This is a genomic window from Streptomyces sp. NPDC101234, assembly GCF_044767525.1.
In the GTDB taxonomy this organism is placed as follows: domain Bacteria; phylum Actinomycetota; class Actinomycetes; order Streptomycetales; family Streptomycetaceae; genus Streptomyces; species Streptomyces sasae.
On record NZ_JBIWOA010000019.1, the window covers coordinates 160,544 to 186,239 of the forward strand.

Here is a 25,696-nt window from a genome sequence, read left to right on the forward strand (position 1 = left end):
TGCTAGCGGCGCAGAAAGACATGGGGGTTTGCGATGCTTTTGAGCAATACGCACAGGTCTGAAAGCCGGACACGATGAACGCCCCGCACCCTCCGAAAGTGGCTGGAATCGATTCAACGGTTCCCACGCCAGCACACACTGTCGCGCCGGTTCCCCCCGTCCCGGGCGCACCCCCCGTCCCGAAGGCCCCCACCGCCCCGGCGCCCGGCACCCTTCTCCAGGACCGGCTGGCCAGCTGGGTGTCCGACCTCACCACCCTCCATGAACTGACCGAACGGCTCGCCCGCACCGACGGGCTGGAGCCCGCCCTCCAGGAACTGCTGCGCGCCGGTGCCGCCCTCGTGGGCGCCCGGCGCGGTCTCGTGGCGCTGGAGCCCGCCGACGGGCTCGGTCCGCACGCCACCATCGGCCTGGGCCTCGGCCGCGCGGACCTCGGCCACATGGAGACCGTGCCGCGCGGCGCGCTGCCGTACGACGCCGGTACCGCCGCCGAGATCGTGCACCCCGACCTGTTCGCCGAGGACGGCCTCGACCCCCGCCACCGCGAGGTCGCCGCCCGCCTCGGCTACGCCGCCAGCTACGCACTTCCCCTCACCACCGGGACAGCCGCCCGGCTCGGCGCGGTCCTCTGGCTCTACGACGAGCCGGCCGAACCGAACGAGCGGCAGCGCCACCTCATCGGCCTGTACGTCCGTCACTCCGCCGAACACCTGGCCCGGCTGCTGGAGGTGGAGCGCACGCGCGCGTGCATGGCGACCATCGCCGAAGAGCTGCTCCCCTCCCGGCTGCCCCGGGTCGCCGGCGTCCAGCTCGCCGCCCGGCACCGCACCGGCCCGCGCGGCGGCGGCGACTGGTACGACGCGCTGCCGCTGCCCGAAGCGGCCCTCGGCCTCGCCGTCGGCTCGGTCACCGGCTCCGGACCGAGCGCGGTCGCCGCGATGGGCAGGCTGCGCGCCTCCCTGCGGGCGTACGCCGTGATGGAGGGCGAGGACCCGGTCGCGGTCCTCTCCGACCTCGAACTGCTGCTCAGGCTGACCGAGCCGGCCCGGTCCGCCACCGCCCTGTTCGCGTACTGCGAACCCGCGCTGCGCAAGGTCACCCTGGCCGGGGCCGGGCACAGCCCACCGCTGCTGATCGGGGAGCGGCGCACCGAGTTCGCGGAGACCTCGGTCTCCGCGCCGCTGGGGATGCTGGCGTGCTGGGAGGCGCCGAGCGTGGAGATCCAGGCGGAAGCGGGCGAGACGGTTCTGCTGTACACGGACGGGCTGCTGCACCGCACCGGCGACCCCATGGACCGCGCCTTCGCCCGGCTGCACACGGCCGCCGCGAGCATCCCGCGCGCGCTGCGCCACGACCCGGGGGCGATCGCCGACCACGTGCTGCGCACGGTGCTGCCGGACGGACTGGACTCGGCGGAGAGCAAGGAGGACGTCGTACTACTGGCCGCCCGGTTCGACTGACCGGTTCGACTGACCAGTCAGTCAGAAGACCGCCTCGCACGGCGGTGGGTCCCCGGGCTCTGGGACGCCGTTCGGTACGACCGTACGATGGACGGGATCCACAGCAGTGTCGAGGAGGATGACGTGGCCGACGAGCTCACCCCGGAGAATCCGGAGACCCCGGAAACCGAGTCGGAAGAGCCGATCAAGCAGCGCAAGAACGGCCTGTACCCGGGCGTGTCCGACGAGCTCGCCGAGAGCATGAAGTCAGGCTGGGCCGACACGGAGCTGCACGACCTGAAGCCGGTCGAGCAGGCCGGGCAGACCGCCCGCCGCCGCGCCGAGCTGTCCGCCCGCTTCCCGGGCGAGCGCCTGGTGATCCCGGCCGGCAACCTGAAGACCCGCTCGAACGACACGGACTACCCCTTCCGGGCGTCGGTCGAGTACGTCTATCTCACCGGCAACCAGACGGAGGACGGCGTACTCGTCCTGGAGCCGAAGGACGACGGCCATGTGGCCACCGTCTACCTGCTGCCCCGCTCCGACCGCGAGAACGGCGAGTTCTGGCTCTCCGGACAGGGCGAGCTCTGGGTCGGCCGCCGCCACTCCCTCACCGAGTCCGAGGCGCTCTACGGCATCCCCGCGGCCGATGTCCGCGAGCTGGCCGACCAGCTGCGCGAGGCCACCGGCCCGGTCCGGGTCGTCCGCGGGTACGACGCCGGTGTCCAGGCCGCACTGACCGACAAGGTCACCGCCGAGCGTGACGAGGAACTGCGCGTCTTCCTCTCCGAGGCCCGCCTGGTCAAGGACGAGTGGGAGATCGGCGAGCTGCAGAAGGCCGTCGACTCCACGGTCCGCGGCTTCGAGGACGTGGTGAAGGTCCTCGACAAGGCCGAGGCGACCAGCGAGCGCTACATCGAGGGCACGTTCTTCCTGCGTGCGCGGGTCGAGGGCAACGACATCGGCTACGGCTCCATCTGCGCGGCCGGCCCGCACGCCTGCACGCTGCACTGGGTGCGCAACGACGGACCGGTGCGCTCGGGCGACCTGCTGCTCCTGGACGCGGGCGTCGAGACGCACAGCCTGTACACCGCCGACGTCACGCGCACGCTGCCGGTCAACGGCACCTACAGCGAGCTCCAGAAGAAGATCTACGACGCGGTGTACGACGCCCAGGAGGCCGGGATCGCGGCGGTGCAGCCGGGCGCCAAGTACCGCGACTTCCATGACGCCGCGCAGCGGGTGCTGGCCGAGCGGCTCGTCGAGTGGGGGCTCGTGGAGGGGCCGGTGGAGCGGGTGCTGGAGCTGGGCCTGCAGCGCCGGTGGACGCTGCACGGGACCGGGCACATGCTCGGGCTCGACGTCCACGACTGCGCTGCCGCGCGGACCGAGACGTATGTGGAAGGCGTCCTGGAGCCGGGGATGGTGCTCACCGTCGAGCCGGGGCTGTACTTCCAGACCGACGACCTCACGGTTCCCGAGGAGTACCGGGGGATCGGCGTGCGGATCGAGGACGACATCCTCGTGACGGAGGACGGGAACCGGAACCTGTCCGCGGGGCTGCCCCGGCGGTCGGACGAGGTCGAGGCCTGGATGGCCTCTCTGAAGGGCTGACGTGTGAAGTGAAATGGCCGGGTACCTGAGTGGGTGCCCGGCCATCGTTGCGTTCTGCGGGTCGTATGTGGTTGCTCGCGCCCACGCGGCGGTAGCCGCAAATCGAATACAGCCCCGCGCCCCTGAAGGGGCGCTCCAGTCACGGTGTTACATAGCGGGCAGAGCATCCAGGAACAGTGCGCCTGCCAGCAGGCCTGCGCTTCCTCTTGGGCTCCAGCCTCGTTCGTGCAGGTCGGCGTCGAGGGCCGTCAGTGCCTGCGCTCCCGCCTCCGTCGCCGAGCCGCCCGCCTCCAGTACCCCCCGCGCTCCCGCCTGTACATGGCGCAGGCCCATCGGGCCGACCTCGTAGAGGAGTTCGGTGTCCTGGAGGGTGGACATCACGGTGAGCAGGGCGTCGAGGCGGGCCTGGTTCTCGGTGGCGCCCGCTTTGCGCGCCACCGCCAGTGCCTCCAACGCCCTTTTTACGTGCGGGAATCCGGCCCTGGCCTCGCCCCGGGCGCCGGCCGCGCCGTATTTCGCGGAGATCGTCGAACCCCGGGAGGGCCGCCTGGGGGCGCCCTTGTCGTTGAACGCGGCGATCTTGCGGGCCGTCGAGGCGATCTCGCGGGCCTTGGCCCGTGGGTCCAGGGCGGTCGCGGCGACCAGTAAGCCGAGGGCCCACAGGGCACCCTTGTGGCCACCGCCGGCCAGGCCCACCGAGTGCTCGGTGCACCGGCCGATCGCGCCGAGTTCCGCCCGCAGCACCGGCGTGGGTGTACCGGTGCGGCGGGCGGAGGCGGCCATCGCCGCGAGGCCGGGCGCCAGTGCTCTGGCCGACCAGCGCAGACTGTCGTGCTCCTGGCGCGTACTGCGGGCGTCCAGGTCACGCGGGTCGGGCAGCCCCGGCTTCGGGGTCAGCGCCAGCTGACCGGTGAGCGCGGCCACCGCGGCCTGCGCCAGCACGTCGTCCTCGCGGCTTGTCATGTCCCTTACCTTATGAGGAGGCGGAGGCCGACGGGGAGGCGCTGTCGCTGGGAGCGTCGCTCGGCGGCGTGCCCGTCGGCGCGTCGCTCGGGGCACCGCTCGGGGGCGTGCCGCCGCCACCGCTGCCGGCGCCCGTGTTCTCGGTGTCCGGGTCGATGGCCAGGGTCAGGAAGCCCTTGTAGCCCTTCGAGGGGTCCTTCTTGTGCACGGCCTGCAGGGTCAGCAGACCGCTGGAGGCGCCGCCGCCGTCGTACACCATGTCCTTGGCGAGGACGGTGTAGTCGCCGGTGTGCTTCGAGTAGGGCTCCAGCGTGAAGATCTCCTCGGCGATGGCGTCGTCGAAGAACAGCTGGCCGGTGTAGTTGACGATGCCGCCCTCGTAGGTGCCGTCCTCCTTCTCGCCGCCCGTGTGCACCTTCACGTGGATGTGGCAGGTGCGCGGGGTGTACCAGCCCGGGAAGATCGTCTCGAACTTGACGACCCCGTTGCCGTTGGCGATCTGGTAACCGCGCAGGTAGGTCTTGTCGTTGGCGGAGTCGCCCTCCTCGCTCTCCGCGGGGGCGGAGCCGCCGGGGTTGGCGGTGGTGTAGCCGGAGTAGTAGCCCCAGGCGTCGCAGTGCCAGATCTCGACCGCCGCGCCCTTGACCGGTGTGCAGCCGTCGGTGGCGTCGACGACGGTCAGGCGCAGGGTCAGCGGAACGCCCGCCTTGCCCTCGGTGATGTCCTTGCGCACCAAGGCACCATCGAGGTAGTACGGGCCCTCCGTGACGCTGCTCATCAGCGTCATGCACTCACTGCTGGTGGAGCTCGCGGAGGCCGTGGCGTCCGCGTCGGTGCTGTCGGTCGTGTCGGCGAAGGCCGACTGGAAGCCGACGACCGCGAGGCCGCCGGCCGCCACCGTGCCGCCGGACACCGCGAGGGCGCGACGGCGGGTGATCGACGTGTCTTTGTGGTTTCCCGTCATGGTCGACGAAGCTAGGAATGCCGTTTGTCAGGGGCATGGGCGAGAGCTGGCAAAGACCTGTGAACGCCCAGGAAGCTGAGCCGGACGGGAAGCCGCTGGTCAAAGGGCCGGGGCGCGATCGTGCAGGATCCGCTGGAACAGCCGGCTGTCCCGCCATTCTCCGTTGATGTACAGATACTGCGGCGCATCACCGATCGTCTCGAATCCGCATTTCTTCAGCACGCGCTGGGAGGTCGTGTTGTCGATGAGGGTGGACGCCTCGATCCGGTGGAGTCCGAAGATCTCCCGGGCGATCTCGCAGACCCGCTCCAGGGCGGCCGTGGCCAGCCCGCGGCCCTGTTGATCACCGGCCACCCAATAGCCGACGTAGGAGCTGCAGAAAGGGCCGAGCGAAATCCCGGAAAGGGTGATCGCACCGACGATCCGGCCGTCCTGCGCCGACTCCATGACCAAGGGGACCAGGTTCCCGTCGGCGGCCTGTCGTAGCAGGCCATCGATGCGTTCGGTCTGGCCCTCCACGGTGAAGAAGGACTCGGGTCTGACCGGTTCCCAGGGTTCGAGATGCCTTCGGTTGGCGACGTATGCGGCGCTCAGTGTTTTGGCGTCACCGATGGCAATCGGACGCAATATCACACCGGTCCCGACAGGGCTTTCTTTAATCTTTCTCAGAATCATGCGCGCACCCTAGCGCGCGTGTTATGCGGCGGGGAGAGTCATGCCGAAAGCAGGGAAGGATCTTTCTTCCACTTGAGGATCTTGTCGAAGCTGACCACCGTGCCGACGCGGCCCGGTTTGCTGCCGATGTGGACGTGATCGGCGAGTTCTCTGATGAGACAGAGCCCCCGCCCGTGCTCGGCATCGGTCCGGGCGGGTCTGAGGTCCTGGGTACGGGCGAACCCCGGGCCGAGCCCCGGCCCCGAGTCGGCCACCTCGATACGGCACTTCTCGCCGTCCAGGTAGGCGGTGACCCGGTACGCCTCGGACGTGCGGCCGGCCCCGCCGTGCTCCACGGCGTTGGCGCAGGCCTCGCTGAGGGCGACGGAGAGGTCGTAGGAGATGTCGGGGTCGACGCCCGCCGTCTCCATGGTGCCGATCAGCAGCCGCCGGGCGAGCGGCACGCTCGCAGCCTCGCGCCGCAGATGGAGTGACCACCAGATGCTCATGCTCCAGCCTCCTGGCCGCGGCTCGACATACCGATACCTATTGCCACCCGTGCGCGGGTGTAAGCACTCCGTTCATGTGAGAACGCCCATCCGGGGGATGCGCACCGGGAGGTTTCGGTGTATGAGCGGGCGGTTCGGCGCAAGAGAGATCTTCCACTTCCTTCCCTCGTTCACCTCCCGTATGCCTTTGAACGGCCTCCCGTACGCCCGTCACCGCCCTCCAGGCCACCTTCCGCTTCTTTCCGTCGCTCCGCCCCCGTCCGCTCGTCCGCCTTCTTCCGCCGTGCCGTTCCCCCCTCATCACCCGCTTCCCGCAGGGCCCTTCCCACGTTTCCGCTCGTAACGGAATCTTCCGGACCTGCCGCATGGCGGGTGGGGGGCCAGTGCGATGATGAGCGCGCCATGACTGCCCCCCACCCGCGCACGGCGCGCACCGGAAGCGGACTGCGGCTCCTGCGGGCCGCGATGTTCGCGGCGCTCTGCGTCGTGCTGGCCGCGGCGGGGCACACTCTGGCCGCCTGCGCGACCGTTCCGCTGTGGACGCTCGGCGCGGGCTTCCTGGGCACCCTGGCGCTCGTCGCCCCGCTGACCGGGCGGGCCCGCACACTGCCGGGGATCGTCGCGCTGCTCGCGGTCCTGCAGACCGTGCTGCACACGCTGTTCGGTCTCGGCCAGCACGGCGGCATGGCGATGGCCACCGGCTCCTCGATGGCCACCGGTATCTCGATGTCCTCCGGCTCCTCGATGCCGATGGGCGACGCGGCTCTGGTCCAGCGGGCGGCCGAACTGCTGTGCGGAGCCGGGGCGGCACAGCTCAGCCCGGCCCACGCGTACAAGATCCTCTCGGCCGCGCATCTGAGCACCTCCGCGTCGGCCATGGACATGAGCGGAACGGCTCATGCGGCGGACGCCACCGGGTCCTCCGGCTCGCTGCTGCCCTCCGTGCCCATGGTCCTCGGACACGTCCTCGCGGCCGTCGTGACCGGATGGCTGCTGCGCCGGGGCGACCTGGCGCTGCTGCGGCTGATCGCGCTGTCGGCCGATTCGGCGCACGGGGTCGCCGAAGGGGCGCTCATCCGTTCCCTGCGCTGGGCGCTCACACTGGCGTGCGCCCTGTGCGCCGGGCTCGTCGCCGTACCCGAGGCACCCGCGCACCGTCGTCGTAGCGCCTGGGACGAACCGCCCGCCCCGCACACCGTCGCACTCCAGCACTCGGTGATCCGGCGCGGCCCGCCCACGGTCGCGGCACTCGTTCTCGCCGCCTGACACGACGCGACCACAGCACTCCCGGAGTTCGTCCGGAGGGGCCGGCCGCCGTCGTGCGGCACGCGCGTGCGTGCGCATCCGCCCGCACGCCCCTCAACGACAGAACTCACCCTGAGTGGAGTGCTCCCTGCCATGAAGCCTTCTCGTATCGCCGCCGCTGCCGCCGTCGCGGGCACCGCCGTCCTGGCCGTCTCCTCGCCCGCCTTCGCGCACGTCAGCGTCCAGCCCGAGGGCACCGCCGCCAAGGGCGGCTACGCGGTCATCGACTTCAAGGTCCCCAACGAGCGCGACGACGCCTCGACCACCAAGGTCGAGGTCAACTTCCCCGCCGACCACCCGCTGGCCTCCGTGATGCCGCAGCCGATGGCCGGCTGGAAGATCGAGGTCACCAAGTCCAAGCTCGCCAAGCCGCTGGAGATGCACGGCGAGAAGATCGCCGAGGCGGTCACCAAGGTCACCTGGACCGCCTCCGACGGCAAGGGCATCGAGCCGGGCTACTTCCAGAAGTTCCCGCTCTCCGTGGGCGCCCTGCCCGAGAACACCGACGACATGGTCTTCAAGGCGATCCAGACGTACTCCAACAAGGAGGTCGTCCGCTGGATCGAGGTCCAGCAGGACGGCCAGGACGAGCCGGAGAACCCGGCGCCCGTCCTCACCCTGTCCGCCGCCACCGACGACCACCACGGCTCGACGACCGCCGAGGACACCGCGGCCAAGACCGAGACCACGGCCTCCTCCGACGACTCCGGCTCGTCCGGCGGCAGCGACACCACCGCCCGCGTCCTGGCCGTCGCCGGAATCGCCGTCGGTGCGGCCGGCGTCGCCTACGGCGTCCTCGCGGGCCGCCGCCGCTCCACCGGCTCCGAGGCCTGAGCTCCACATCCGCAACGCGCACAGGGGGTCGTGCGAGGCTGTCATGGCCTTCGTAGCCACCACGGCCGCCGTACGATCCCCGGTGCGCGCCGGATCTCACACATCTGGGACATTTTTCTATGCGCAAGAAGACGTTCGCCGCGGCCGCCCTGCTCGCCGCCGCCACCCTGACCCTCTCCGCCTGCGGCAGCGGCAACGACGCCACATCACCCGTCACCGTGGTCTCCGGGGACACCACGAACAAGGCCGCCACCGTTCTCGACCAGCCGTTCGAGAAGCCGGACCTGGTGCTCACCGACACCCTCGGCAAGAAGTACGACCTGCGCGCCGAGACCAAGGGCCGGCCGACGCTGGTCTACTTCGGCTACACGCACTGCCCCGACGTCTGCCCCCTGACCATGAGCAACATCGCGGTCGCCAAGAAGGCGCTCTCCAAGGCCGACCAGGACAAGCTGCGGGTTGTGTTCGTGACCACCGACCCGGCCCGCGACACCCCCTCCGAGCTCGGCAAGTGGCTCAAGGGCATCGACCCCCAGTTCATCGGCCTGACCGGCGACTTCGCCACCATCCAGGCCGGCGCCCGCACCCTCGGCATCTCCATCGAGCCGACCCACAAGGACAAGAAGACCGGCAAGACCGTCTCGGTGCACGGCACCCAGGTCATGGCGTTCTCGCCGAAGACCGACGGCGGTTACGTCCTCTACGGCGAGAACGCCACCGTCGACGACTACACCAAGGACCTCCCGAAGATCATCAAGGGGGAGAACCCGTGATACCCGGAAGGCGTCTCGCCCTGACCGGGGCAGCCCTGGGCTCCGTCGTGGTCCTGGCGGGCTGCGGCGGTTCGGGCGCATCGGGAGCGGAACTGTCCGTCGGCGCCTCCTACATGCCACAGCCGGTCTCCGCCGACATGGCCGCCGGCTTCCTGACGATCACCAACAAGGGCGGCACGAAGGACGAACTGACCTCCGTCACCAGCGACTCCGCCGGCGAGATCACCATGCACGAGACCACCGGTGGTGCGATGGAGGAGGTCAACTCCTTCGACGTGCCCGCACACGGTCAACTCGTGTTCAAAAGCGGAGGCAACCATCTGATGTTCGAGAAGCTGAAGCGCCGCCCGGAGCAGGGCGACACGATCACTCTGAAACTCAAGTTCGCCGAATCCGGTCCGCTCACCGTCGAGATGCCGGTGAAGTCCGCCACGTACAACCCGTCGACCGGACACTGAGGGAGGGACCGACCTTGACGCGGACCATCACCCCCCGCCTGCGCACCCTGGTGCTGCTGTTCATCGCCGTCACCGGCGCGCTGCTCGCCGGCGCCGGGCCGGCCTCCGCGCACGCCGCGCTGACCGGCAGCGACCCCGCCCAGGGGGTGGTGGTCCCGAAGGCACCCGACCAGGTCTCGCTCACGTTCTCCGAGAACGTGTCGATGAACGACAACTCGCTGCGGGTCCTCGACCCCAAGGGCAAGCGCGTCGACCTGCGCAAGCCGACCAACCTGAGCGGCACGACCTACGCCGTGCAGCTCAAGAGCGGGCTCGGCAAGGGCACGTACACCGTCGCCTACCAGGTCGTCTCGGCGGACAGCCACCCCGTCGCCGGCGCCTACACCTTCTCCGTCGGCGCGCCCTCCAAGACCGTCGCCTCGGTCGGCGCCCAGGACGCGGGCGGCGGCGTCGTCGGCTGGCTGTACGGCTTCGGGCGGTACATGTCGTACGCCGGGTACATCGTGCTCGTCGGCGGCGCCGCCTTCGTCCTCGCCTGCTGGCAGCGCGGGTCCGGGGTGCGGGCCATGCAGCGCCTGGTCGTCGGCGGCTGGCTGACGCTCACCGCGGCCACCCTCTGGCTGCTGCTCCTGCGCGGCTCCTACACGACCTCCGGCAGCCTCGGCGACATCTTCGACCTGAACCTGCTCGGCCAGGTCCTGCAGACCAAGCCCGGCGCGGCCCTGGTCTCCCGGCTGCTGCTGCTCGCGGCGGCCGCGCTGTTCATCGCCGTGCTCTTCGGCGCCTACGACAAGCGGGAAGAGGAGGAGAAGCGCGACCTGACCTTCGGACTCGCCATCGGCGGGACCGTCGTGGCCGCCGGGCTCGCGGCGAGCTGGGCCATGGCCGAGCACGCCTCCACCGGGCTCCAGCCGGGCATCGCGATGCCGGTCGACGTCATCCACCTGCTCGCCGTCGCCACCTGGCTGGGCGGGCTCACCGCCCTGCTGGTCGCCCTGTACCGGGCGCCCGCCGACACCCCGGTCGACTCCACCGCCGTCCAGCGCTTCTCCCGCGTCGCCTTCGGCTCCGTGCTCGCCCTGGTCGCCACCGGCATCTACCAGTCCTGGCGGCAGCTCGGCTCCTGGTCGGCCTTCACCGACACGACGTACGGGCAGCTGCTGCTGGTCAAGATCGGGCTCGTGGCGCTGCTCGTCGGCATCGCGTCCGTCTCACGACGGTGGACGGGACGGCTCGCGGCCACGGCCGTGACGGAGACCGAGACGGGCGAGGAGGCCGCGGCCGGCGCAGAGGCCGAGGCGGAGGAAGCGGAGGCCCAGGAGGAGAAGGAGACGGTCAAGGCGTCCGTGGCCGCCCAGGAGGCGCCCGCCAAGGCCGCGAATTCCGGCACCTCCGGTGTGTCCGGCGCCTCCGGTGTGTCCGGCAAGGACGCGTCCGCCGGGGAGGACTCCGGCGACGGCACCCTCGAGCGCGCCGCCCAACTGGCACGGCAGCAGGCCGCCATGGACACCGCCCGGCTGAAGCGCGTCCGGGACGCCGACCCCAACCGCTTCGGGCTGCGCCGCTCGGTGCTCGCGGAGGCCGGTGTCGCCGTCGTCCTGCTCGCGGTCACCACCGTGCTGACGCAGACCGAGCCGGGCCGTACCGAGCAGGACGCCAAGGCCGCCACCGCGGCCTCCTCGTCCTCTTCGGCATCGTCGGACTCCTCCTCCGGAGCCCTCACCCTCGACATGTCCTTCGACACCGGCGGCAAGGACGGCAAGGGCGTCGTCCGTGTCGACCTCGACCCCGCGACCGTGGGCAGCAACGAGATGCATGTCTACGTCCAGCGGCCCAACGGGCGGGCCTTCGACATCCCCGAGGTCAAGGTCGCCTTCACCCTGGCCGCCAAGAAGATCGGGCCGCTCCCCGTGGCCCCCGACCACATCACCACCGGGCACTGGGCCGCCAACGGAGTGCAGATCCCCATGGCCGGCGACTGGACCGTCGCCGTGACCGTGCGGACCTCCGACATCGACCAGACGACCGTCTCCAAGAGCGCGCAGATCGGCTGAACCGCACCATGGCTGAACCGTCCCAGTCCCTTCGCACACCCGCCCCCGAGGAAGACCCGTCGGCTCCCCCGGCCGGCGGCGTCAGCCGGCGCGCGCTGCTCGGCAGCGCCGGTGCCACCGGGCTCGTCCTCGGCGCGGCGGGCGCGGGCGTCGGCTACGCGGCCGCACCCGCCCAGGCCACTCCGCTCAGCTCGGTGGGCTCCGGCCGGGCAATGTTTCACGGGAAACATCAGCCCGGCATCGCCGAGGGCCTCCAGGCGCGCGGCCACCTCGTCGCCTTCGACCTGGCGGCGGGCGCGGGCCGCACGGAGGCCGCCGCGCTGCTGCGCCGCTGGTCGACGACGGCCGGCCGGCTGATGGCGGGCGAACCGACGACACAGGACGACACGGATGTGGCCCGGGACGCCGGTCCCTCCTCCCTGACCGTCACCTTCGGCTTCGGCAACAGCTTCTTCGCCCGCACCGGTCTGGAGAAGCAGCGCCCGTCCGCGCTGGACCCGCTGCCCGACTTCTCCTCCGACCACCTCGACAGGACACGCAGCAACGGCGACCTGTGGGTGCAGATCGGCGCCGACGACGCCCTGGTCGCCTTCCACGCCCTGCGCGCGATCCAGAAGGACGCGGGCAGCGCGGCGAAGGTCCGCTGGCAGATGAACGGCTTCAACCGCACCCCGGGCGCGACCGCCCACCCCATGACGGCCCGCAACCTCATGGGCCAGCTGGACGGCACGCGCAATCCGAAGCCGACGGAATCGGACTTCGACCGGCGGATCTTCGTGCCGTCGTCGGGCGAGCCCGTGTGGATGGCGAACGGCTCCTACGCCGTCGTACGCCGGATCCGCATGCTCCTCGACGACTGGGAGAAGCTGTCGCTCGCCGCCCAGGAGAACGTGGTCGGGCGCCGGAAGGCGAACGGGGCGCCACTGTCCGGGGGCACCGAGACGACGGCGATGGACCTGGAGAAGGCGAAGGCGGACGGTGAGTACGTCGTCCCGATCAACGCCCATGCCCGGATCACCCGGCCCGACCAGAACGGGGGCGCGGCCATTCTCCGGCGCCCGTTCTCGTACCACGACGGCATCGACGCGGACGGCACCCCGGACGCCGGGCTGCTCTTCGTCTGCTGGCAGGCGGATCCGCTGCGCGGATTCGTGCCGTTGCAGCGGAAGCTGGACCGCGGGGACGCGCTGTCCGACTACATCCGGCACGAGGCGAGCGGGCTGTTCGCGGTACCGGGCGGGGCGGCCGCCGGGGAGTACGTGGGGCAGCGGCTGCTCGAAGGGTGATGTGCGGTCGGCGAAGTGGTTTCTGATCACTATTGGCGCGATTCCGCATTTCAAACCACCCGGTCGAGTGGTTCCGGTGAGACAAGTGAGCCGGGCTCCCCTGCGCCCATTAGGGTGAGGGACATGCCAGCGAGCTATGCGTATCTCGGTCCTGAAGGCACCTTCACCGAAGTCGCCCTGCGCACGCTTCCGGAAGCCGCCACCCGCGAGCTGATCCCGTACGTCTCCGTGCAGTCCGCGCTGGACGCGGTGCGCACCGGCGGGGCCGAGGCCGCGTTCGTGCCGATCGAGAACTCCGTCGAGGGCGGGGTCACCACGACCCTCGACGAGCTCGTCGCGGGCGAGCCGCTGATGATCTACCGCGAGGTGCTGCTGTCGATCACCTTCGCGCTGCTGGTCCGCCCGGGCACCAAGCTCTCCGAGATCAAGACGGTGACCGCCCATCCGGTCGCCCAGCCGCAGGTCCGCAACTGGCTGCGGGCCAACCTCCCGGCGGCGGTCTGGGAGTCCGCCGCCTCGAACGCGGACGGCGCCCGGCTGGTCCAGGAGGGCCGTTACGACGCCGCGTTCGCGGGCGAGTTCGCGGCCGAACGGTACGGCCTGGAGGCCCTGGAGACCGGGATCCACGACGCGGAGAACGCGCAGACCCGGTTCGTCCTGGTGGGCCGCCCGGCCCGGCCCGCGGCCCCGAGCGGCGCGGACAAGACCTCCGTCGTCATCTGGCAGAACGACGACCACCCCGGCGGGCTGCGCGACCTGCTCGGCGAGTTCGCCACCCGGGGCATAAACCTGATGCTGCTGCAGTCCCGGCCGACCGGCGCCGGCATCGGCAACTACTGCTTCTGCGTCGACGCCGAGGGCCATATCTCCGACCGGCGGGTGGCTGAGGCCCTGATGGGGCTGAAGCGGATCTGCCGCCAGGTGCGGTTCCTGGGCTCGTACCCGCGGGCGGACATCAAGCCGGGCGAGACGGTCGATCCGACGCTGCCGGGAACGTCGGACGACGAGTTCGTGGCGGCCTCGGACTGGGTGGCGCGCTGCCAGGACGGCCGCTTCTAGCCAGTCGTACGTTCATATATTCCTTATCCACAGGAGTTATCCACAGGTCCTCAACTCGACCTGGGGACAAGTCGACAGGGACGCATGAGTCTGTCGACAAATCGGCCTACAGCCCACCGAGGCGACCATGATCGCCCACATCACCCTTCGTCCACTCGTTTCCCATGGTTCATCTTTTGGAGCGATGCCTTTCCACTCGAAAGTGGGTGTTGCCCCGGTTTGAGACGGGAATTCCTCTCTTCACGGACCGCTTCCGGAGTGATCAATTCCGAAGTCCACACCTCGTCCACACACCCTGTGGATAACTCTTGCGGGGCTGCGGATTCCTGTGGACAACTGCGCCGCCAAGTCCCGCTCTCCACAAAGGAATCAAGTCAACCCCGAGCCGTGCGCTTGCCCCGTCCCAGGGAGTGAGACACTTTTTATTGACACGCTCGGCAATTCCCCCATAACCGAACGTAAGCCGCGAATCGGAACACGTTTGAATAGTGATTCGTGGGGGCAACCCCCGCACCGGTAGCCTTGGCTCCGTGATTGACCTTCGCCTGCTCCGTGAGGACCCCGACCGTGTGCGCGCGTCCCAGCGCGCCCGTGGAGAGGACGTCGCGCTCGTCGACTCCCTCCTGTCTGCCGACGAGCGGCGCAGGTCCTCCGGCGTCCGCTTCGACGAGCTGCGCAACCAACAGAGGTCGCTCGGCAAGCTCATCCCGAAGGCCGCCGGCGACGAGAAGGCCGAGCTGCTGAGCCGGGCGAGTCAGCTCGCCGCCGACGTCAAGGCCGCCGACGCCGAGCAGCACGAGGCCGACGAGGAGACCAAGCGCCTCGCGCTGCGACTGGGCAACCTCGTCCACCCCGACGTCCCGGTCGGCGGCGAGGAGGACTTCGTCGTCCTGGAGACGCACGGCACCATCCGCGACTTCGGCGCCGAGGGCTTCGAGCCCAAGGACCACCTGGAGCTCGGCGAGGCGCTGGGCGCCATCGACGTCGAGCGCGGCGCCAAGGTGTCCGGCTCGCGTTTCTACTACCTGACGGGTGTCGGCGCGCTCCTCGAGCTGGCGCTGGTCAACGCGGCGATCGCGCAGGCCACCGAGGCCGGGTTCATCCCGATGCTGACCCCCGCGCTGGTCCGCCCGCGCGCCATGGAGGGCACCGGCTTCCTCGGCCAGGCCGCCGAGAACGTGTACCACCTGGACAAGGACGACTACTACCTGGTCGGCACCTCCGAGGTCCCCCTCGCCGCGTACCACATGGACGAGATCCTCGACGCCGACCAGCTGCCGCTGCGCTACGCGGGCTTCTCGCCCTGCTTCCGCCGCGAGGCGGGCACGTACGGCAAGGACACCCGCGGCATCTTCCGTGTGCACCAGTTCGACAAGGTCGAGATGTTCTCCTACGTCGCTCCCGAGGACGCGGAGAACGAGCACAAGCGGCTCCTGGACTGGGAGAAGCAGTGGCTGACCGGCCTTGAGCTGCCCTTCCAGGTCATCGACGTGGCCTCGGGCGACCTCGGCTCGTCGGCGTCCCGCAAGTACGACTGCGAGGCGTGGATCCCGACCCAGGGCAAGTACCGCGAGCTGACGTCGGCCTCCAACTGCGACAGCTTCCAGGCCCGCCGGCTGTCCGTGCGGATGCGGGACGGCAAGAAGGTGCAGCCGCTCGCGACGCTCAACGGCACGCTGTGCGCCGTACCGCGCACGATCGTGGCGATCCTGGAGAACCACCAGCTGGCCGACGGCTCGGTGCGCGTGCCCGAGGTGCTGCGTCCGTACCTGGGCGGCCGGGAGGTCCTGGAGCCGGTGTCCCGGTGACCTTCCCCTACGGGCTCATCGCCACCGACCTCGACGGGACGCTGCTGCGCTCCGACGAGTCGATCTCCGGGCGCACCCGTGACGCGCTCGCCGCGGCCACCGCGGCGGGCGCCGCGCACATCGTCGTCACCGGCCGCGGGGCCCCCTGGACCCGGCACATCCTCGACGACCTCGGCTACGACGGCCTCGCCGTCTGCGCCCAGGGGGCGCAGGTGTACGACGCCGGGTCGCACCGGCTGCTGACGTCGGTGACGCTCGACCGGAAACTGGCCGGGATCGCCCTGGCCAAGATCGAGGCGGAGACCGGCCCGCTGCACCTCGCGGCGAGCCGCGACGGCCTCGACGGCGAGGTGCTGGTAGGTCCGGGATACGCGGTGACGGGGGCGCTTCCGGCGACCCCGTTCACGGACGTGGCGGACCTGTGGGCGGCGCCGCTGAACAAGATCTACATCCAGCACCCCGAGCTGTCCGACGACGAGCTGGCGCAGGTCGCCCGGCAGACGGCCGGTGGCTTCGTCACCGTCGTCATGGCGGGCAAGGGCATCGTGGAACTGCTCCCGCTCGGCCTGTCGAAGGCGACGGGCCTGTCACTGGCCGCGCGCCGGCTGGGGCTGAAGGCGGCCGACACGATCGCCTTCGGCGACATGCCGAACGACATCCCGATGTTCGCCTGGGCGGCTCGGGGGGTGGCCATGGCCAATGCCCACGAGGAGCTTCGCGCGGTGGCCGACGAGGTGACGTCCTCCAACGAGGAGGACGGCATCGCGGTGATCGTGGAGCGTCTGCTCGGCTGAGGTAGTGCGGTAACCGCGGGCCGGTGGGGGCTGGTCGCACCCACGCGGCGGAGCCGCATATCGACACAGCCCCGCGCCCCTTCGGGGCGCTGCAGCCGGGGCGTTCTGAAGGTTGCGGAGGATGCACGAATCGAACGTGCGCGGGCTTTTCAGACCCGACCATGGCTTAGCAAGCCAGTGCCTTACCACTCGGCCAATCCTCCGGGTGGGCGGCCCACGCGAGAGCGACCATCGCGTGCTCGAAGCGGCCGCCCCGGGCAGCTACACGGCGATCCGCCGCGGGCTGCCCTGACGGGAGCGGGACGTACTGTCGTGCATGGACATCGTCCGGCTCCTCTCCCAGACGGTGGGCTGACACAACAACTGTGCCTTCGGGCCGAGTTGGACGCTACTGATTTTCCGAGAGGCGAACCGCCTACCGGCGCCACCACTTGCGCCGCGCCTTGCTGAAGAACCACCCCGCCGGCGCCTCGTCCGACCGCCACGGCTGCGGCTCCGGTTCCTCGGCCTTCCAGCGTGCTGCGAGCATCCGCGCCCGCGCGGACGGCTCCGACGTCTCCGCGGACCGTATGAACTCCTCGTCCAGGACGAGGTCGTTCCAGTCGTCAGCCATCCCCGCGCCTCCTACGCAGTGCATCCCCTCTGACCCAGTGTGACCTGACGGGGGTGAAGCCCCCGTCAACAAGCCGGCCGTCTACTCCTCGCCCGCCAGCGTCAGCGAGCGCAGCTTCTGTCCCGCGTACCAGGTCGCCAGTACGGTCACCGCGATCAGCAGCACCGTGGCCGTCGTCAGCGACACGTCGGACGTCACCAGCTCGCCGCCGGTCACCTTGTGGGCGACCGCCAGGGACCACTGCTGGACGCTGAGCGTGCGCGCACCCGGGACCAGGGAGCCGAACAGGGCCTCCCAGACGAGGGCGTAGACGAGCCCGAACACGACCGCGTGCCGGGACACCGTGCCGAGGAGCAGGAAGAGCGCGGCGTAGGCGATCGAGGCGACGAGTGCGGCCACCGTGTAGGCGACGGCGATCTGCTGGCCGTTGCCGTTGAGGATGAAGCCCGCGATCAGGGTCGGCAGGGCGGAGAACACCATCGTCACGGCGATCGCCACGATCAGCTTGGTGAAGATGATCGTCGGTCGTTTGATCGGCTTGGACAGCAGGTACACCACCGAGCCGTCGTCGATCTCCGGGCCGATCGCGCCGGTGCCCGCGATGACGCCGATGATCGGCACCATGGTGGCGAGCCCGAGGCCGCCGAGCAGGTCGGCGGCGGTCTGGTCGTCGGCACCGGCCAGGGCACGGACGGCCACCGAGATCACGATCAACAGCAGGGGCAGGATGCCCAGGATGAGGGCCCGGCGGCGGCCGAGCAGGGCCCGGTAGGTGAGTCGGGCGACTGTGGGGTCGTACATCTTCGGCCTCCTACGCCGCGACCAGGTACGAGAACACGGATTCCAGGGACTCGTCGGACGGCGAGACCGTGAGCAGCCGGATGCCGTGGTCGCGGGCGACCTTCGGCAGCAGGGCGGTGAAGCGGCCGAAGTCGACGGCCTGGATGCGCAACGCGCCCTCGGTGACGTCCACTTCGATGCCCGAGGTGGAGGGGTCCGCGATGAGGGCGGCGGCGAGCGCGCGGTCGTCGCTGGAGCGGACCAGGTAGCGGTGCGGGCGGTCGGTCATCAGGCGGCGGATCTTGCGGAAGTCGCCGCTGGCCGCGTGCCGGCCTGCGACCACGACCTCGATGTGCCAGGCGAGTTGCTCGACCTCTTCGAGGATGTGGGAGGAGAAGAGGACCGTGCGGCCCTCGTCGCCCATCCTGCGCAGCAGGTCCATCAGCTGCATCCGCTGGCGTGGGTCCATGCCGTTGAAGGGTTCGTCGAGCAGGAGCAGCGACGGGTCGTGGACCAGGGCGGACGCCATCTTCACGCGCTGGCGCATGCCCTTGGAGTACGTCTGGATCTTGCGGTCCTGTGCGTACTCCATCTCGACCGTGGCGAGCGCCTTCTGGGCCGCCTTGGCGCCGAGGCCGTGCAGTTCGGCGTTGGCGACGACGAATTCGCGGCCGGTGAGGAAGTCGTACATCGCCTCGCGCTCGGGGACGATGCCGATGTGCTTGTAGATGGCCTCGTTGCGCCAGGTCGGCTGCCCGTCGAGGGTGACCGTGCCGGTGGAGGGAGCGAGGAAGCCGCCCATCATGTTGATGAGGGTGGACTTTCCGGCGCCGTTGGGGCCGAGCAGGCCCGTGACCCCGGGGCCGATGGTCATGGTGACGTCGTTGACGGCGACCACGTTGCCGAACCAGCGGGAGACATGGTCGATGGAGAGCGTGGTCACAGTCCCACCTTCTTGTAGCGGCGCAGCAGAAGGCCGTAGGCCGCGGCGATGACGCCGAGGACGACGAGCAGGTACACCGCGCCCTGGGCATGGGAGGGCCCGTCACCGGGGAAGGTGTTGGTGCCGCCGAGGAGGCCGGCGCTCAGGCCGCCGATCAGGGTGACCGGCGAGAACAGGCCGATCCACGGGACGGCACCGGCGCTGCCCCGGGAGTCCGCGATGGCCTGGAGGGTGGAGACGGCGCCGTAGGAGATGATCAGTACGGCGATCACGGCGGCGATGCCGAAGCCGCGGCGCGGGGTGATCGACGCGATGACCAGGCCGATGCCGGCGAAGAGCAGGGACAGCAGGGCCACCGAGACGAGCCCCTGGCCGAACCCCTTGGACTGGTGGGCGAAGTCCATCTTGGCGAGCAGGGCGCCCAGGTAGAGCACGAGCAGCGGAGCTCCGGTGAGGATGAACATCGCCGAGGCCAGGGCCGCGAACTTGGCCTGGACGTAGTCGGCGGTCTCGATGGGCCGCGAGAAGTACAGCGGGATGGTCTTGAAGCGCAGGTCGCGGGAGACCGCCTGGGGTGCCTGCGAGGCGACGTACAGGCTGATGACGGCCTGCATGATGATCGCGTACCGCGTGTAGGACACCGGCAGGTCGTGCGCCTTGGTGGCGACGGCGACGGCGACCATGATGGCCGCCGGCACGCACATCACCGCGAACAGCAGCATCGGCAGCACCTTGGACTTCACCGAACGGCCGAGGCCGTAGGAGCCGCGCAGGGTCTGCGAGTAGAGGGAGAGACGGGCGTAGCCACGGCCGAGGCGCGGGCCGTCGTAGCCGCGGTAGCCGATGTCGTGGATTCGGGACTGGTCACCCGCGGGGGTGGTCAGGGGCTGCTCAACCGCCATGGACGGCCGCCTCCTTCCGCTGCTCGTCGCTGTCGGTGAACACCTCGGAGATGTGGTGTCTGCGCTGCTCCATGCGCACCAGGCCGAGGCCGAGGTCGGCGACGACGTCACGGACGAGGTCGTACGTCTCCTCGCCCTGCGCGGTGAGCAGCAGGATGTGGCCGGCACCGGGCAGGCCGCCGCCGTCGTTGTCGGTGTCCACCCCGCGCGCGGTGAGCGCCTCGCGCACCGCGCGGGTGCCGTCGGGGTGCTCGTCGCTGTCGGTGACCTCGATCGCGAGGGTGGTCGTGCTCTGTGTGAAGTCCGTGGTGGAGCTGGAGCGCAGCAGCTTGCCGCCGTCGACGACGACCACGTGGTCGCAGGTGCGTTCGAGTTCGCCGAGGAGGTGCGAGGTGACCAGGACCGAGATGCCGAAGTCCGTGTGGATGCGGCGGATCAGGCCGAGCATCTCGTCGCGGCCGACCGGGTCGAGGCCGTTGGTCGGCTCGTCGAGGAAGACCAGCTGCGGGTCGTGCACCAGGGCCTGGGCGAGCTTCACGCGCTGCTTCATGCCGGTCGAGTAGCCGCCGATGGGGCGGTACCGCTCCTCGTAGAGGCCGACGTGGCGCAGGGTGTCCGCGGTGCGCTCGCGGGCCGCGGTGGGCGGCAGGCCGGACATGCGGGCCATGTGCACGACGAACTCGGTGGCCGAGACGTCGGGCGGCAGGCAGTCGTGCTCCGGCATGTAGCCCACGCGCTCGCGGATGGCGGCGCCCTTGGTCGCGACGTCGAGGCCGAGCACCTCGGCGCTGCCCTCGGTCGCGGGGGACAGACCCAGCAGGATCTTGATCAGGGTGGACTTGCCGGCGCCGTTGGCTCCGACGAGTCCGGTCACACCGGCTCCGATGTCCACGGACAGCCGGTCGAGCGCGGTCACCCGGGGGAACCGCTTGCTCAGGCTTTCGGTCGCGATCACAGTCACGTCGTCGAAGGTAGTGACCTGGACCACGCCCGGTCGTCAGACCCTGGAGCCGTCTTCACCTCACTCTGGAGTATTACGGGGCCCTAGGGGATCCCCTGCCTGAGAGCTACACGGGGTTGTCCACAGGTCGCGGCCCTCCTATTGACGCCGCCTCTAACAACTGTCACATTCACCAGTGTCAAGTTACGGACACGTACCGCAGTCGATGGGGACGGGGCGGATGACGACGGCACTGAGGGAAGAACGCGCCACGGAGCTGCAGGGTTTCCGGCGGGTCCAACGGCTCGCGTACGAGTGCGCGGAGGCGGTCGCCGCGCGGCTGGAGCCGGGCATCACCGAGCGTGAGGCGGCGCGGATGCAGCGCGAGTGGCTGCGGGCGCGGGGCGTGCGGGACTGGTTCCACCTCCCCTTCGCCTGGTTCGGCGACCGCACCGCGTTCGCGGACTTCCGGATACCGCTGCAGTTCTTCCCGAGCGACCGCCGGCTCGAGCCCGGGATGCCCTTCATCCTGGACATGGCCCCGGTGCACGAGGGCTACACGGCCGACATCGGCTACTCGGGCTTCCTCGGGATCAACCCCGTGCAGGACCGGCTGATGACCGACCTGGAGGCACACCGCGAGCTGATCCTGCGCGAGGTGCGCGAGCGGCGCCCGCTGCGTGAGATCTACGAGGACGTGGACCGTCTGATGGTCCGCCAGGGCTACGCCAACCGGCACCGCGCCTACCCCTTCGGCGTGATCGCCCACAAGGTGCACCGGGTGAGACAGCGCCGCTGGTCACCGCATCTCTTCGGCTTCGGCACCCAGTCCCTCAAGGGCCTCGCGGCCGACGCCCTGCACGGTCACCGGGAGGGCTGGTCACCCCTGTGGTCGCCGCACCGCTTCTCCGACCACCCGCCCCGGCCGGGCCTGTGGGCGGTCGAACCGCACCTCGGCTTCCGCGGCACGGGAGCCAAGTTCGAGGAGATCCTCGTGGTCACCGACTCCCGGGACCCCGAGCAGAGCGCCTTCTGGCTGGACGACGATCTGCCGCACGTGCGGCGCTGGGCGGAGGACAAGTGACGGCACTGGAGGGCGCGCGCGAGCGCCGGGTGCGGACCGGCGGCATCGAACTGTGCGTGGCGGAACTGGGCGACCCGGCACAGCCGACGGTCGTCCTCGTCCACGGCTACCCGGACAGCAAGGAGGTCTGGTCCGAGGTCGCGGGCCGCCTCGCCGACCGCTTCCACGTCGTCCTGTACGACGTCCGCGGCCACGGCCGCTCGACCGCGCCGAAGCCGCTGCGCGGCGGCTTCACCCTCGCCAAGCTCACGGACGACTTCCTGGCGGTGATCGACGAGGTCAGCCCGGACCGACCGGTGCACCTGGTCGGCCACGACTGGGGCTCGGTGCAGTCCTGGGAGTTCGCGACGGTGGGGCGCACCGAGGGCCGTATCGCCTCCTTCACCTCGATGTCCGGGCCGTCCCTGGACCACTTCGGGCACTGGATCAACGCGCGCGTGAAGCGCCCGACGCCGCGCAGGGTGGGCCAACTCCTCGGCCAGGGCGCCAAGTCCTGGTACGTGTACCTGCTGCACACGCCGGTCGTCCCCGAACTCGCCTGGCGCGGCCCGCTCGGCAAGCAGTGGCCGAGGATCCTGCAGCGGGTCGAGAAGCTCCCGTCCGGCAACTACCCGACCGCCTCCCTCCCCTCCGACGCGGCACACGGCGCCTGGCTGTACCGCGACAACGTACGGTCCCGGCTGCGCCGCCCGCGCGAGGACGCGTACGCGCACGCGCCCGTGCAGCTCATCACGCCCCTCGGGGACGCGTTCCTCTCCGAGCGGCTCTACGAGGACCTGGAACGCTGGGCTCCCCGGCTGACCCGGCGCACCCTGCCCGACAAGCACTGGATCCCACGCACGCGCCCCGACCAGGTGGCGGCCTGGATCGAGGAGTTCGTGAGGTCGGTCGAGGACGGCCGGGGCGCGGAGCCGAAGCCCGCCGACCGCCATGCCCAGCGGTTCGGCGGCCAGCTGGTCCTGGTCACGGGCGCGGGCAGCGGCATCGGCCGGGCGACGGCGTTCGCGTTCGCGGAGGCGGGCGCGCGCGTGGTCGCCGTGGACCGGGACGCGGAGGCGGCCGCACGCACCGCCGAGTTGTCCCGCCTGGTGGGCGCGGCGGACGCGTGGGCGGAGACGGCCGACGTCTCCGACGAGCAGGCGATGGAGAAGCTCGCGGAGAAGGTCCACCGCGAGTACGGCGTCCTGGACGTCCTCGTCAACAACGCGGGCATCGGTCTGTCGGGCTCGTTCTTCACGACGACGCCGGAGGACTGGCGGCGGGTTCTGGACGTCAACCTGTGGGGTGTGATCCATGGTTGCCGGCTCTTCGGGGCGCGGATGGCGGAGCGCGGCCAGGGCGGCCACATCGTGAACGTCGCGTCGGCCGCCGCGTACCAGCCCTCGCGGGCGCTGCCGGCCTACAGCACGTCCAAGGCGGCGGTGCTGATGCTGTCCGAGTGCCTGCGCGCCGAACTCGCCTCCCAGCGCATCGGCGTGACCGCGATCTGCCCCGGCATCGTCAACACGAACATCACGTCGACAGCCCGCTTCACGGGGGTCGACGAGGAGGAGGAACGGCGGCGGCGGAAGCGGTCCGCCCGGCTGTACGGGATGCGGAACTACCCACCGGAGAAAGTGGCTTCGGCGATCCTGGAGGCGGTGGAGCGGAACAGGGCGGTGGTGCCGGTGACTCCGGAGGCGCGGGGGGCCCGGGTGCTCTCGCGGCTGGCGCCGGGAGTGTTGCGGAGGATCGCGAGGGTGGAGCCGAAGTTGTGACAGGGGTGGCGTGAGGTGCGCATAGAAGACTTGGCCCGCCGCTCCGGGACCTCCGTCCGAACCGTCCGCGCCTACCAGGACAAGGGCCTGCTCCCCCGCCCGGAGCGGCGGGGCCGCGCCAACCTCTACTCCGCCATCCATCTGACCCGCCTCCACCAGATCGCCGACCTCCTCGCCCGCGGCTACACCCTCGCCTCCATCAAGGAGTTGCTCGACGCCTGGGACACCGGCCGCGGCCTCGGCGGCGTCCTCGGTCTCGTCACCGAGGCCGAGGGCCCCTGGACCGACGAGGAACCGGCCCGTCTCTCCCGCGCCGACCTCGACGCCCGTTTCGGCGGCACCCCGGACGAGGGGGCCGTTGCCGAGGCCCTGCAACTCGGCGTACTGGAACCGGTGGACGGCGACCCCGACTCGTTCCTCGTGCCGAGCCCCCAAGAGCTGGCTGTGGCCGTCGAGTTGCACGCGGCCGGGGTCCCGCTCACCGCGATCGCGGACCACCTGCGGGAGTTGAGGGTCCAGGTCGAGCACATAGCCGCCCGTTTCCTGGAGTTCACCACCGAGCACGTCTTCGCCCGCTACCTCGACGACCCGGACCACCGCACCGACGCGAAGGCGGCCGAGGCGGCCTCTCTCGTACGGCGTCTGCGGCCCCTCGCCCAGCAGACCGTGGACGCCGAACTGGCGCGGGCCATGCGCCTGTTCGCGACCCGGGAGGTGCGTCGGCACCTCGCGACGGGGGAGCGGCCGAAAACCTGGGACGAGACGCGTACCGTGGCCCTCCCGGCCGACACGATCCAGGCCGTACAGCGCCTCGTTGGCCCGGACCGCACTGCCGAGTTCATCGCGCTCGCCGCCGAACGAGAGGTACGGGCCCGCCATTTGGACGTCCTGACCGCACATCACCGCCCTGTTAACGATCTTGACGAAACACCGTGAATCGCCCAGCAGTTGTCCACAGCACGGCCAATTCCCCTGTGGATAACCTGACTTGGTTGTGGATCAAACCTCGGGCGAAAAATAAGTGCGTGATCCGCGTCTCTCCCGGCACCCTGGTGACATGAACGAGAGACACAACGAAGGAGGGTGGGACGAGCGGCGCACCGTGAAGGTGTCGAAGTACCTCTCGAAGCACCTTCGCCACCAGCCCGAACGCATCGGTCTCAGCCTCGACGAGGCCGGCTGGGTGGAGATCGACACACTGCTCGCGGCGACGGCGGCGCACGGCTTCCCGGTCACCCGCGAGGAGCTGGACCATGTGGTCGCCGCCAATGACAAGCAGCGGTTCGCGATCGAGGGCACCCGGATCCGCGCCAGCCAGGGCCACAGCATCGACGTCGAGCTCGGACTGCCCCCGGCGACCCCTCCGCCGTACCTCTACCACGGCACCGTGGCGCGGAACCTGGACGCGATCCGGACCGAGGGCCTCAGGCCCATGAACAGGCATGATGTGCATCTTTCTGCGGACCGGGAGACCGCGACGCGGGTCGGTGCCCGGCGCGGCCGTCCGGTCGTGCTGTCGGTCGACGCGGGCGCGATGCACCGGGACGGCCATGTCTTCCACATCAGCGCGAACGGGGTGTGGCTGACACAGGCCGTACCGCCGAAGTACCTGCGCTTCCCCGATCCGCACTGACCCCTGCATCATGACTGGTATGGACCATTCGGAGTACCAGGAGCGCCAGGAGCACCTTCCGACCACCGAGGCGGCCGTCACCGCGCTCCGCGCGATCGCCGCCGAGTACGGCCGCGCGATCGAGGTGACACACGACATCGGCGCCGACCAGACCTCGCGCCGCAGCGCGGCGGGCTTCGGCGTCACCCTGGACCCGGACGGCTCGCTGCCGCACGAGGCGTACGCCGAGTTCGGCGGGCGGCCCCGGGTGAGCGTGCGGCTCTACCCCGATGACGACGCGCTGATCACCGTCGACGGCGTCGAGTGTCACGACGTCCCGCGCGACGACGTGCCCGCGTTCCTGCGCTCCGTCTTCGGCGGTCTGGCCCATGTCCGGTCCCGCCGCTTCCCGCCCGCGGCCTGGCTGGTCGTGCCGCTGCCCGGGGACCGGACGTACAAGGAGTACCTCACCGTCGGCCTGCTCACGCCGTGGCTGAACAGCCGCATACGGTGACCGTTTCGTCCATCGCGGACGGGTCCCCTTAGTCTCG

Annotated in this window: 25 protein-coding genes and 1 tRNA gene; 16 read left to right on the top strand and 10 right to left on the bottom strand. The window is 70.4% G+C overall.

What is annotated here, in order from left to right; translation table 11 throughout:
- Window positions 1-74: 74 nt before the first annotated feature.
- Complete coding sequence (locus tag ACIRR9_RS31745; RefSeq protein ID WP_403758814.1) at window positions 75-1,460, top strand: PP2C family protein-serine/threonine phosphatase; 1,386 nt, start codon at window positions 75-77, stop codon at window positions 1,458-1,460.
- 123 nt (window positions 1,461-1,583) lie between these two features.
- Entirely contained in the window at window positions 1,584-3,053 is a 1,470-nt protein-coding gene (locus tag ACIRR9_RS31750; RefSeq protein WP_403758943.1) for an aminopeptidase P family protein, read from the top strand.
- Between the two features lie 147 nt (window positions 3,054-3,200).
- Here ACIRR9_RS31750 and ACIRR9_RS31755 read toward each other — a convergent pair whose 3' ends face one another.
- The 4 genes from ACIRR9_RS31755 to ACIRR9_RS31770 form a co-directional block, all read right to left on the bottom strand.
- Window positions 3,201-4,016, bottom strand: a complete 816-nt coding sequence (locus tag ACIRR9_RS31755) for a triphosphoribosyl-dephospho-CoA synthase (RefSeq protein WP_403758817.1) — start codon at window positions 4,014-4,016, stop codon at window positions 3,201-3,203.
- A 10-nt stretch (window positions 4,017-4,026) separates the two neighbouring features.
- Window positions 4,027-4,980 carry an intradiol ring-cleavage dioxygenase gene (locus tag ACIRR9_RS31760; RefSeq protein WP_384560708.1) on the bottom strand — a complete coding sequence of 318 codons (954 nt, stop codon included), beginning with the start codon at window positions 4,978-4,980 and terminating at the stop codon, window positions 4,027-4,029.
- A 99-nt stretch (window positions 4,981-5,079) separates the two neighbouring features.
- Complete coding sequence (locus ACIRR9_RS31765; RefSeq protein ID WP_403758821.1) at window positions 5,080-5,655, bottom strand: GNAT family N-acetyltransferase; 576 nt, start codon at window positions 5,653-5,655, stop codon at window positions 5,080-5,082.
- A 38-nt stretch (window positions 5,656-5,693) separates the two neighbouring features.
- On the bottom strand, window positions 5,694-6,143 hold the full coding sequence (locus ACIRR9_RS31770) for an ATP-binding protein (protein ID WP_365339153.1): 450 nt from the start codon (window positions 6,141-6,143) through the stop codon (window positions 5,694-5,696).
- Window positions 6,144-6,545: 402 nt separating this feature from the next.
- On the opposite strand from ACIRR9_RS31770, the gene ACIRR9_RS31775 reads away from it, so the two are divergent.
- The 9 genes from ACIRR9_RS31775 (at window position 6,546) to ACIRR9_RS31815 (ending at window position 16,514) form a co-directional block, all read left to right on the top strand.
- Window positions 6,546-7,409 (top strand): hypothetical protein, encoded by an 864-nt coding sequence (locus ACIRR9_RS31775; RefSeq protein ID WP_403758824.1) that lies wholly within the window; start codon window positions 6,546-6,548, stop codon window positions 7,407-7,409.
- A gap of 132 nt (window positions 7,410-7,541) precedes the next feature.
- Window positions 7,542-8,282 carry a YcnI family protein gene (locus tag ACIRR9_RS31780; protein WP_365339157.1) on the top strand — a complete coding sequence of 247 codons (741 nt, stop codon included), beginning with the start codon at window positions 7,542-7,544 and terminating at the stop codon, window positions 8,280-8,282.
- Window positions 8,283-8,401: 119 nt separating this feature from the next.
- Complete coding sequence (locus tag ACIRR9_RS31785; protein WP_365339159.1) at window positions 8,402-9,055, top strand: SCO family protein; 654 nt, start codon at window positions 8,402-8,404, stop codon at window positions 9,053-9,055.
- Window positions 9,052-9,513 (top strand): copper chaperone PCu(A)C, encoded by a 462-nt coding sequence (locus ACIRR9_RS31790; RefSeq protein ID WP_403758829.1) that lies wholly within the window; start codon window positions 9,052-9,054, stop codon window positions 9,511-9,513. Before ACIRR9_RS31785 ends, ACIRR9_RS31790 begins: the two co-directional genes overlap by 4 nt.
- A gap of 14 nt (window positions 9,514-9,527) precedes the next feature.
- Window positions 9,528-11,567, top strand: a complete 2,040-nt coding sequence (locus tag ACIRR9_RS31795; protein ID WP_403758831.1) for a copper resistance CopC/CopD family protein — start codon at window positions 9,528-9,530, stop codon at window positions 11,565-11,567.
- Window positions 11,568-11,575: 8 nt separating this feature from the next.
- Window positions 11,576-12,853 carry an iron uptake transporter deferrochelatase/peroxidase subunit gene (efeB, locus tag ACIRR9_RS31800; protein ID WP_403758834.1) on the top strand — a complete coding sequence of 426 codons (1,278 nt, stop codon included), beginning with the start codon at window positions 11,576-11,578 and terminating at the stop codon, window positions 12,851-12,853.
- Window positions 12,854-12,976: 123 nt separating this feature from the next.
- A complete protein-coding gene (pheA, locus tag ACIRR9_RS31805; RefSeq protein WP_403758837.1) occupies window positions 12,977-13,912 on the top strand; it encodes a prephenate dehydratase in 936 nt (311 codons plus the stop codon).
- A 530-nt stretch (window positions 13,913-14,442) separates the two neighbouring features.
- Window positions 14,443-15,720 (top strand): serine--tRNA ligase, encoded by a 1,278-nt coding sequence (gene serS, locus ACIRR9_RS31810; RefSeq protein WP_403758840.1) that lies wholly within the window; start codon window positions 14,443-14,445, stop codon window positions 15,718-15,720.
- Window positions 15,717-16,514, top strand: coding sequence for an HAD family hydrolase (locus ACIRR9_RS31815; RefSeq protein WP_403758843.1), 798 nt, complete (start codon window positions 15,717-15,719; stop codon window positions 16,512-16,514). Before serS ends, ACIRR9_RS31815 begins: the two co-directional genes overlap by 4 nt.
- Window positions 16,515-16,629: 115 nt before the next feature.
- Here ACIRR9_RS31815 and ACIRR9_RS31820 read toward each other — a convergent pair.
- From ACIRR9_RS31820 to ACIRR9_RS31845, 6 genes are all read right to left on the bottom strand, one after another.
- A tRNA-Ser gene (locus tag ACIRR9_RS31820) sits at window positions 16,630-16,717 on the bottom strand.
- Window positions 16,718-16,929: 212 nt separating this feature from the next.
- Window positions 16,930-17,127: a hypothetical protein gene (locus ACIRR9_RS31825; protein WP_123975779.1), complete on the bottom strand. Its 198-nt coding sequence runs from the start codon at window positions 17,125-17,127 to the stop codon at window positions 16,930-16,932.
- Window positions 17,128-17,208: 81 nt separating this feature from the next.
- Entirely contained in the window at window positions 17,209-17,928 is a 720-nt protein-coding gene (locus ACIRR9_RS31830) for an ABC transporter permease subunit (RefSeq protein WP_123975778.1), read from the bottom strand.
- A 10-nt stretch (window positions 17,929-17,938) separates the two neighbouring features.
- On the bottom strand, window positions 17,939-18,850 hold the full coding sequence (locus ACIRR9_RS31835; RefSeq protein WP_403758846.1) for an ABC transporter ATP-binding protein: 912 nt from the start codon (window positions 18,848-18,850) through the stop codon (window positions 17,939-17,941).
- Window positions 18,847-19,752 (bottom strand): ABC transporter permease, encoded by a 906-nt coding sequence (locus tag ACIRR9_RS31840; RefSeq protein WP_403758849.1) that lies wholly within the window; start codon window positions 19,750-19,752, stop codon window positions 18,847-18,849. The genes ACIRR9_RS31835 and ACIRR9_RS31840 overlap by 4 nt, the downstream gene beginning before the upstream one ends.
- Window positions 19,742-20,707 carry an ABC transporter ATP-binding protein gene (locus ACIRR9_RS31845; protein WP_365339306.1) on the bottom strand — a complete coding sequence of 322 codons (966 nt, stop codon included), beginning with the start codon at window positions 20,705-20,707 and terminating at the stop codon, window positions 19,742-19,744. The genes ACIRR9_RS31840 and ACIRR9_RS31845 overlap by 11 nt, the downstream gene beginning before the upstream one ends.
- Window positions 20,708-20,933: 226 nt before the next feature.
- On the opposite strand from ACIRR9_RS31845, the gene ACIRR9_RS31850 reads away from it, so the two are divergent.
- From ACIRR9_RS31850 to ACIRR9_RS31870, 5 genes are all read left to right on the top strand, one after another.
- On the top strand, window positions 20,934-21,776 hold the full coding sequence (locus ACIRR9_RS31850; protein WP_403758852.1) for a M24 family metallopeptidase: 843 nt from the start codon (window positions 20,934-20,936) through the stop codon (window positions 21,774-21,776).
- Window positions 21,773-23,533 carry an SDR family oxidoreductase gene (locus ACIRR9_RS31855; protein WP_403758855.1) on the top strand — a complete coding sequence of 587 codons (1,761 nt, stop codon included), beginning with the start codon at window positions 21,773-21,775 and terminating at the stop codon, window positions 23,531-23,533. The genes ACIRR9_RS31850 and ACIRR9_RS31855 overlap by 4 nt, the downstream gene beginning before the upstream one ends.
- 15 nt (window positions 23,534-23,548) lie before the next feature.
- Window positions 23,549-24,469 (top strand): MerR family transcriptional regulator, encoded by a 921-nt coding sequence (locus ACIRR9_RS31860; RefSeq protein WP_403758857.1) that lies wholly within the window; start codon window positions 23,549-23,551, stop codon window positions 24,467-24,469.
- A gap of 121 nt (window positions 24,470-24,590) precedes the next feature.
- Window positions 24,591-25,166: an RNA 2'-phosphotransferase gene (locus ACIRR9_RS31865; RefSeq protein ID WP_384560737.1), complete on the top strand. Its 576-nt coding sequence runs from the start codon at window positions 24,591-24,593 to the stop codon at window positions 25,164-25,166.
- 19 nt (window positions 25,167-25,185) lie between these two features.
- The gene (locus ACIRR9_RS31870; protein ID WP_365339184.1) at window positions 25,186-25,659 is read left to right on the top strand and encodes a hypothetical protein; all 474 of its coding nucleotides are present in this window, start codon (window positions 25,186-25,188) and stop codon (window positions 25,657-25,659) included.
- The last annotated feature ends 37 nt before the right edge of the window (window positions 25,660-25,696 follow it).

What these genes read in the sequence shown, in the direction of transcription:
- ACIRR9_RS31745 (WP_403758814.1), top strand. Translation starts at nt 75, where the DNA reads ATGAACGCCCCGCACCCTCCGAAAGTGGCTGGAATCGATTCAACGGTT.
- ACIRR9_RS31755 (WP_403758817.1), bottom strand. Translation starts at nt 4,016, where the DNA reads ATGACAAGCCGCGAGGACGACGTGCTGGCGCAGGCCGCGGTGGCCGCG.
- ACIRR9_RS31760 (WP_384560708.1), bottom strand. Translation starts at nt 4,980, where the DNA reads ATGACGGGAAACCACAAAGACACGTCGATCACCCGCCGTCGCGCCCTC.
- ACIRR9_RS31765 (WP_403758821.1), bottom strand. Translation starts at nt 5,655, where the DNA reads ATGATTCTGAGAAAGATTAAAGAAAGCCCTGTCGGGACCGGTGTGATA.
- ACIRR9_RS31770 (WP_365339153.1), bottom strand. Translation starts at nt 6,143, where the DNA reads ATGAGCATCTGGTGGTCACTCCATCTGCGGCGCGAGGCTGCGAGCGTG.
- ACIRR9_RS31775 (WP_403758824.1), top strand. Translation starts at nt 6,546, where the DNA reads ATGACTGCCCCCCACCCGCGCACGGCGCGCACCGGAAGCGGACTGCGG.
- ACIRR9_RS31780 (WP_365339157.1), top strand. Translation starts at nt 7,542, where the DNA reads ATGAAGCCTTCTCGTATCGCCGCCGCTGCCGCCGTCGCGGGCACCGCC.
- ACIRR9_RS31785 (WP_365339159.1), top strand. Translation starts at nt 8,402, where the DNA reads ATGCGCAAGAAGACGTTCGCCGCGGCCGCCCTGCTCGCCGCCGCCACC.
- efeB (WP_403758834.1), top strand. Translation starts at nt 11,576, where the DNA reads ATGGCTGAACCGTCCCAGTCCCTTCGCACACCCGCCCCCGAGGAAGAC.
- pheA (WP_403758837.1), top strand. Translation starts at nt 12,977, where the DNA reads ATGCCAGCGAGCTATGCGTATCTCGGTCCTGAAGGCACCTTCACCGAA.
- ACIRR9_RS31825 (WP_123975779.1), bottom strand. Translation starts at nt 17,127, where the DNA reads ATGGCTGACGACTGGAACGACCTCGTCCTGGACGAGGAGTTCATACGG.
- ACIRR9_RS31830 (WP_123975778.1), bottom strand. Translation starts at nt 17,928, where the DNA reads ATGTACGACCCCACAGTCGCCCGACTCACCTACCGGGCCCTGCTCGGC.
- ACIRR9_RS31840 (WP_403758849.1), bottom strand. Translation starts at nt 19,752, where the DNA reads ATGGCGGTTGAGCAGCCCCTGACCACCCCCGCGGGTGACCAGTCCCGA.
- ACIRR9_RS31850 (WP_403758852.1), top strand. Translation starts at nt 20,934, where the DNA reads ATGACGACGGCACTGAGGGAAGAACGCGCCACGGAGCTGCAGGGTTTC.
- ACIRR9_RS31865 (WP_384560737.1), top strand. Translation starts at nt 24,591, where the DNA reads ATGAACGAGAGACACAACGAAGGAGGGTGGGACGAGCGGCGCACCGTG.
- ACIRR9_RS31870 (WP_365339184.1), top strand. Translation starts at nt 25,186, where the DNA reads ATGGACCATTCGGAGTACCAGGAGCGCCAGGAGCACCTTCCGACCACC.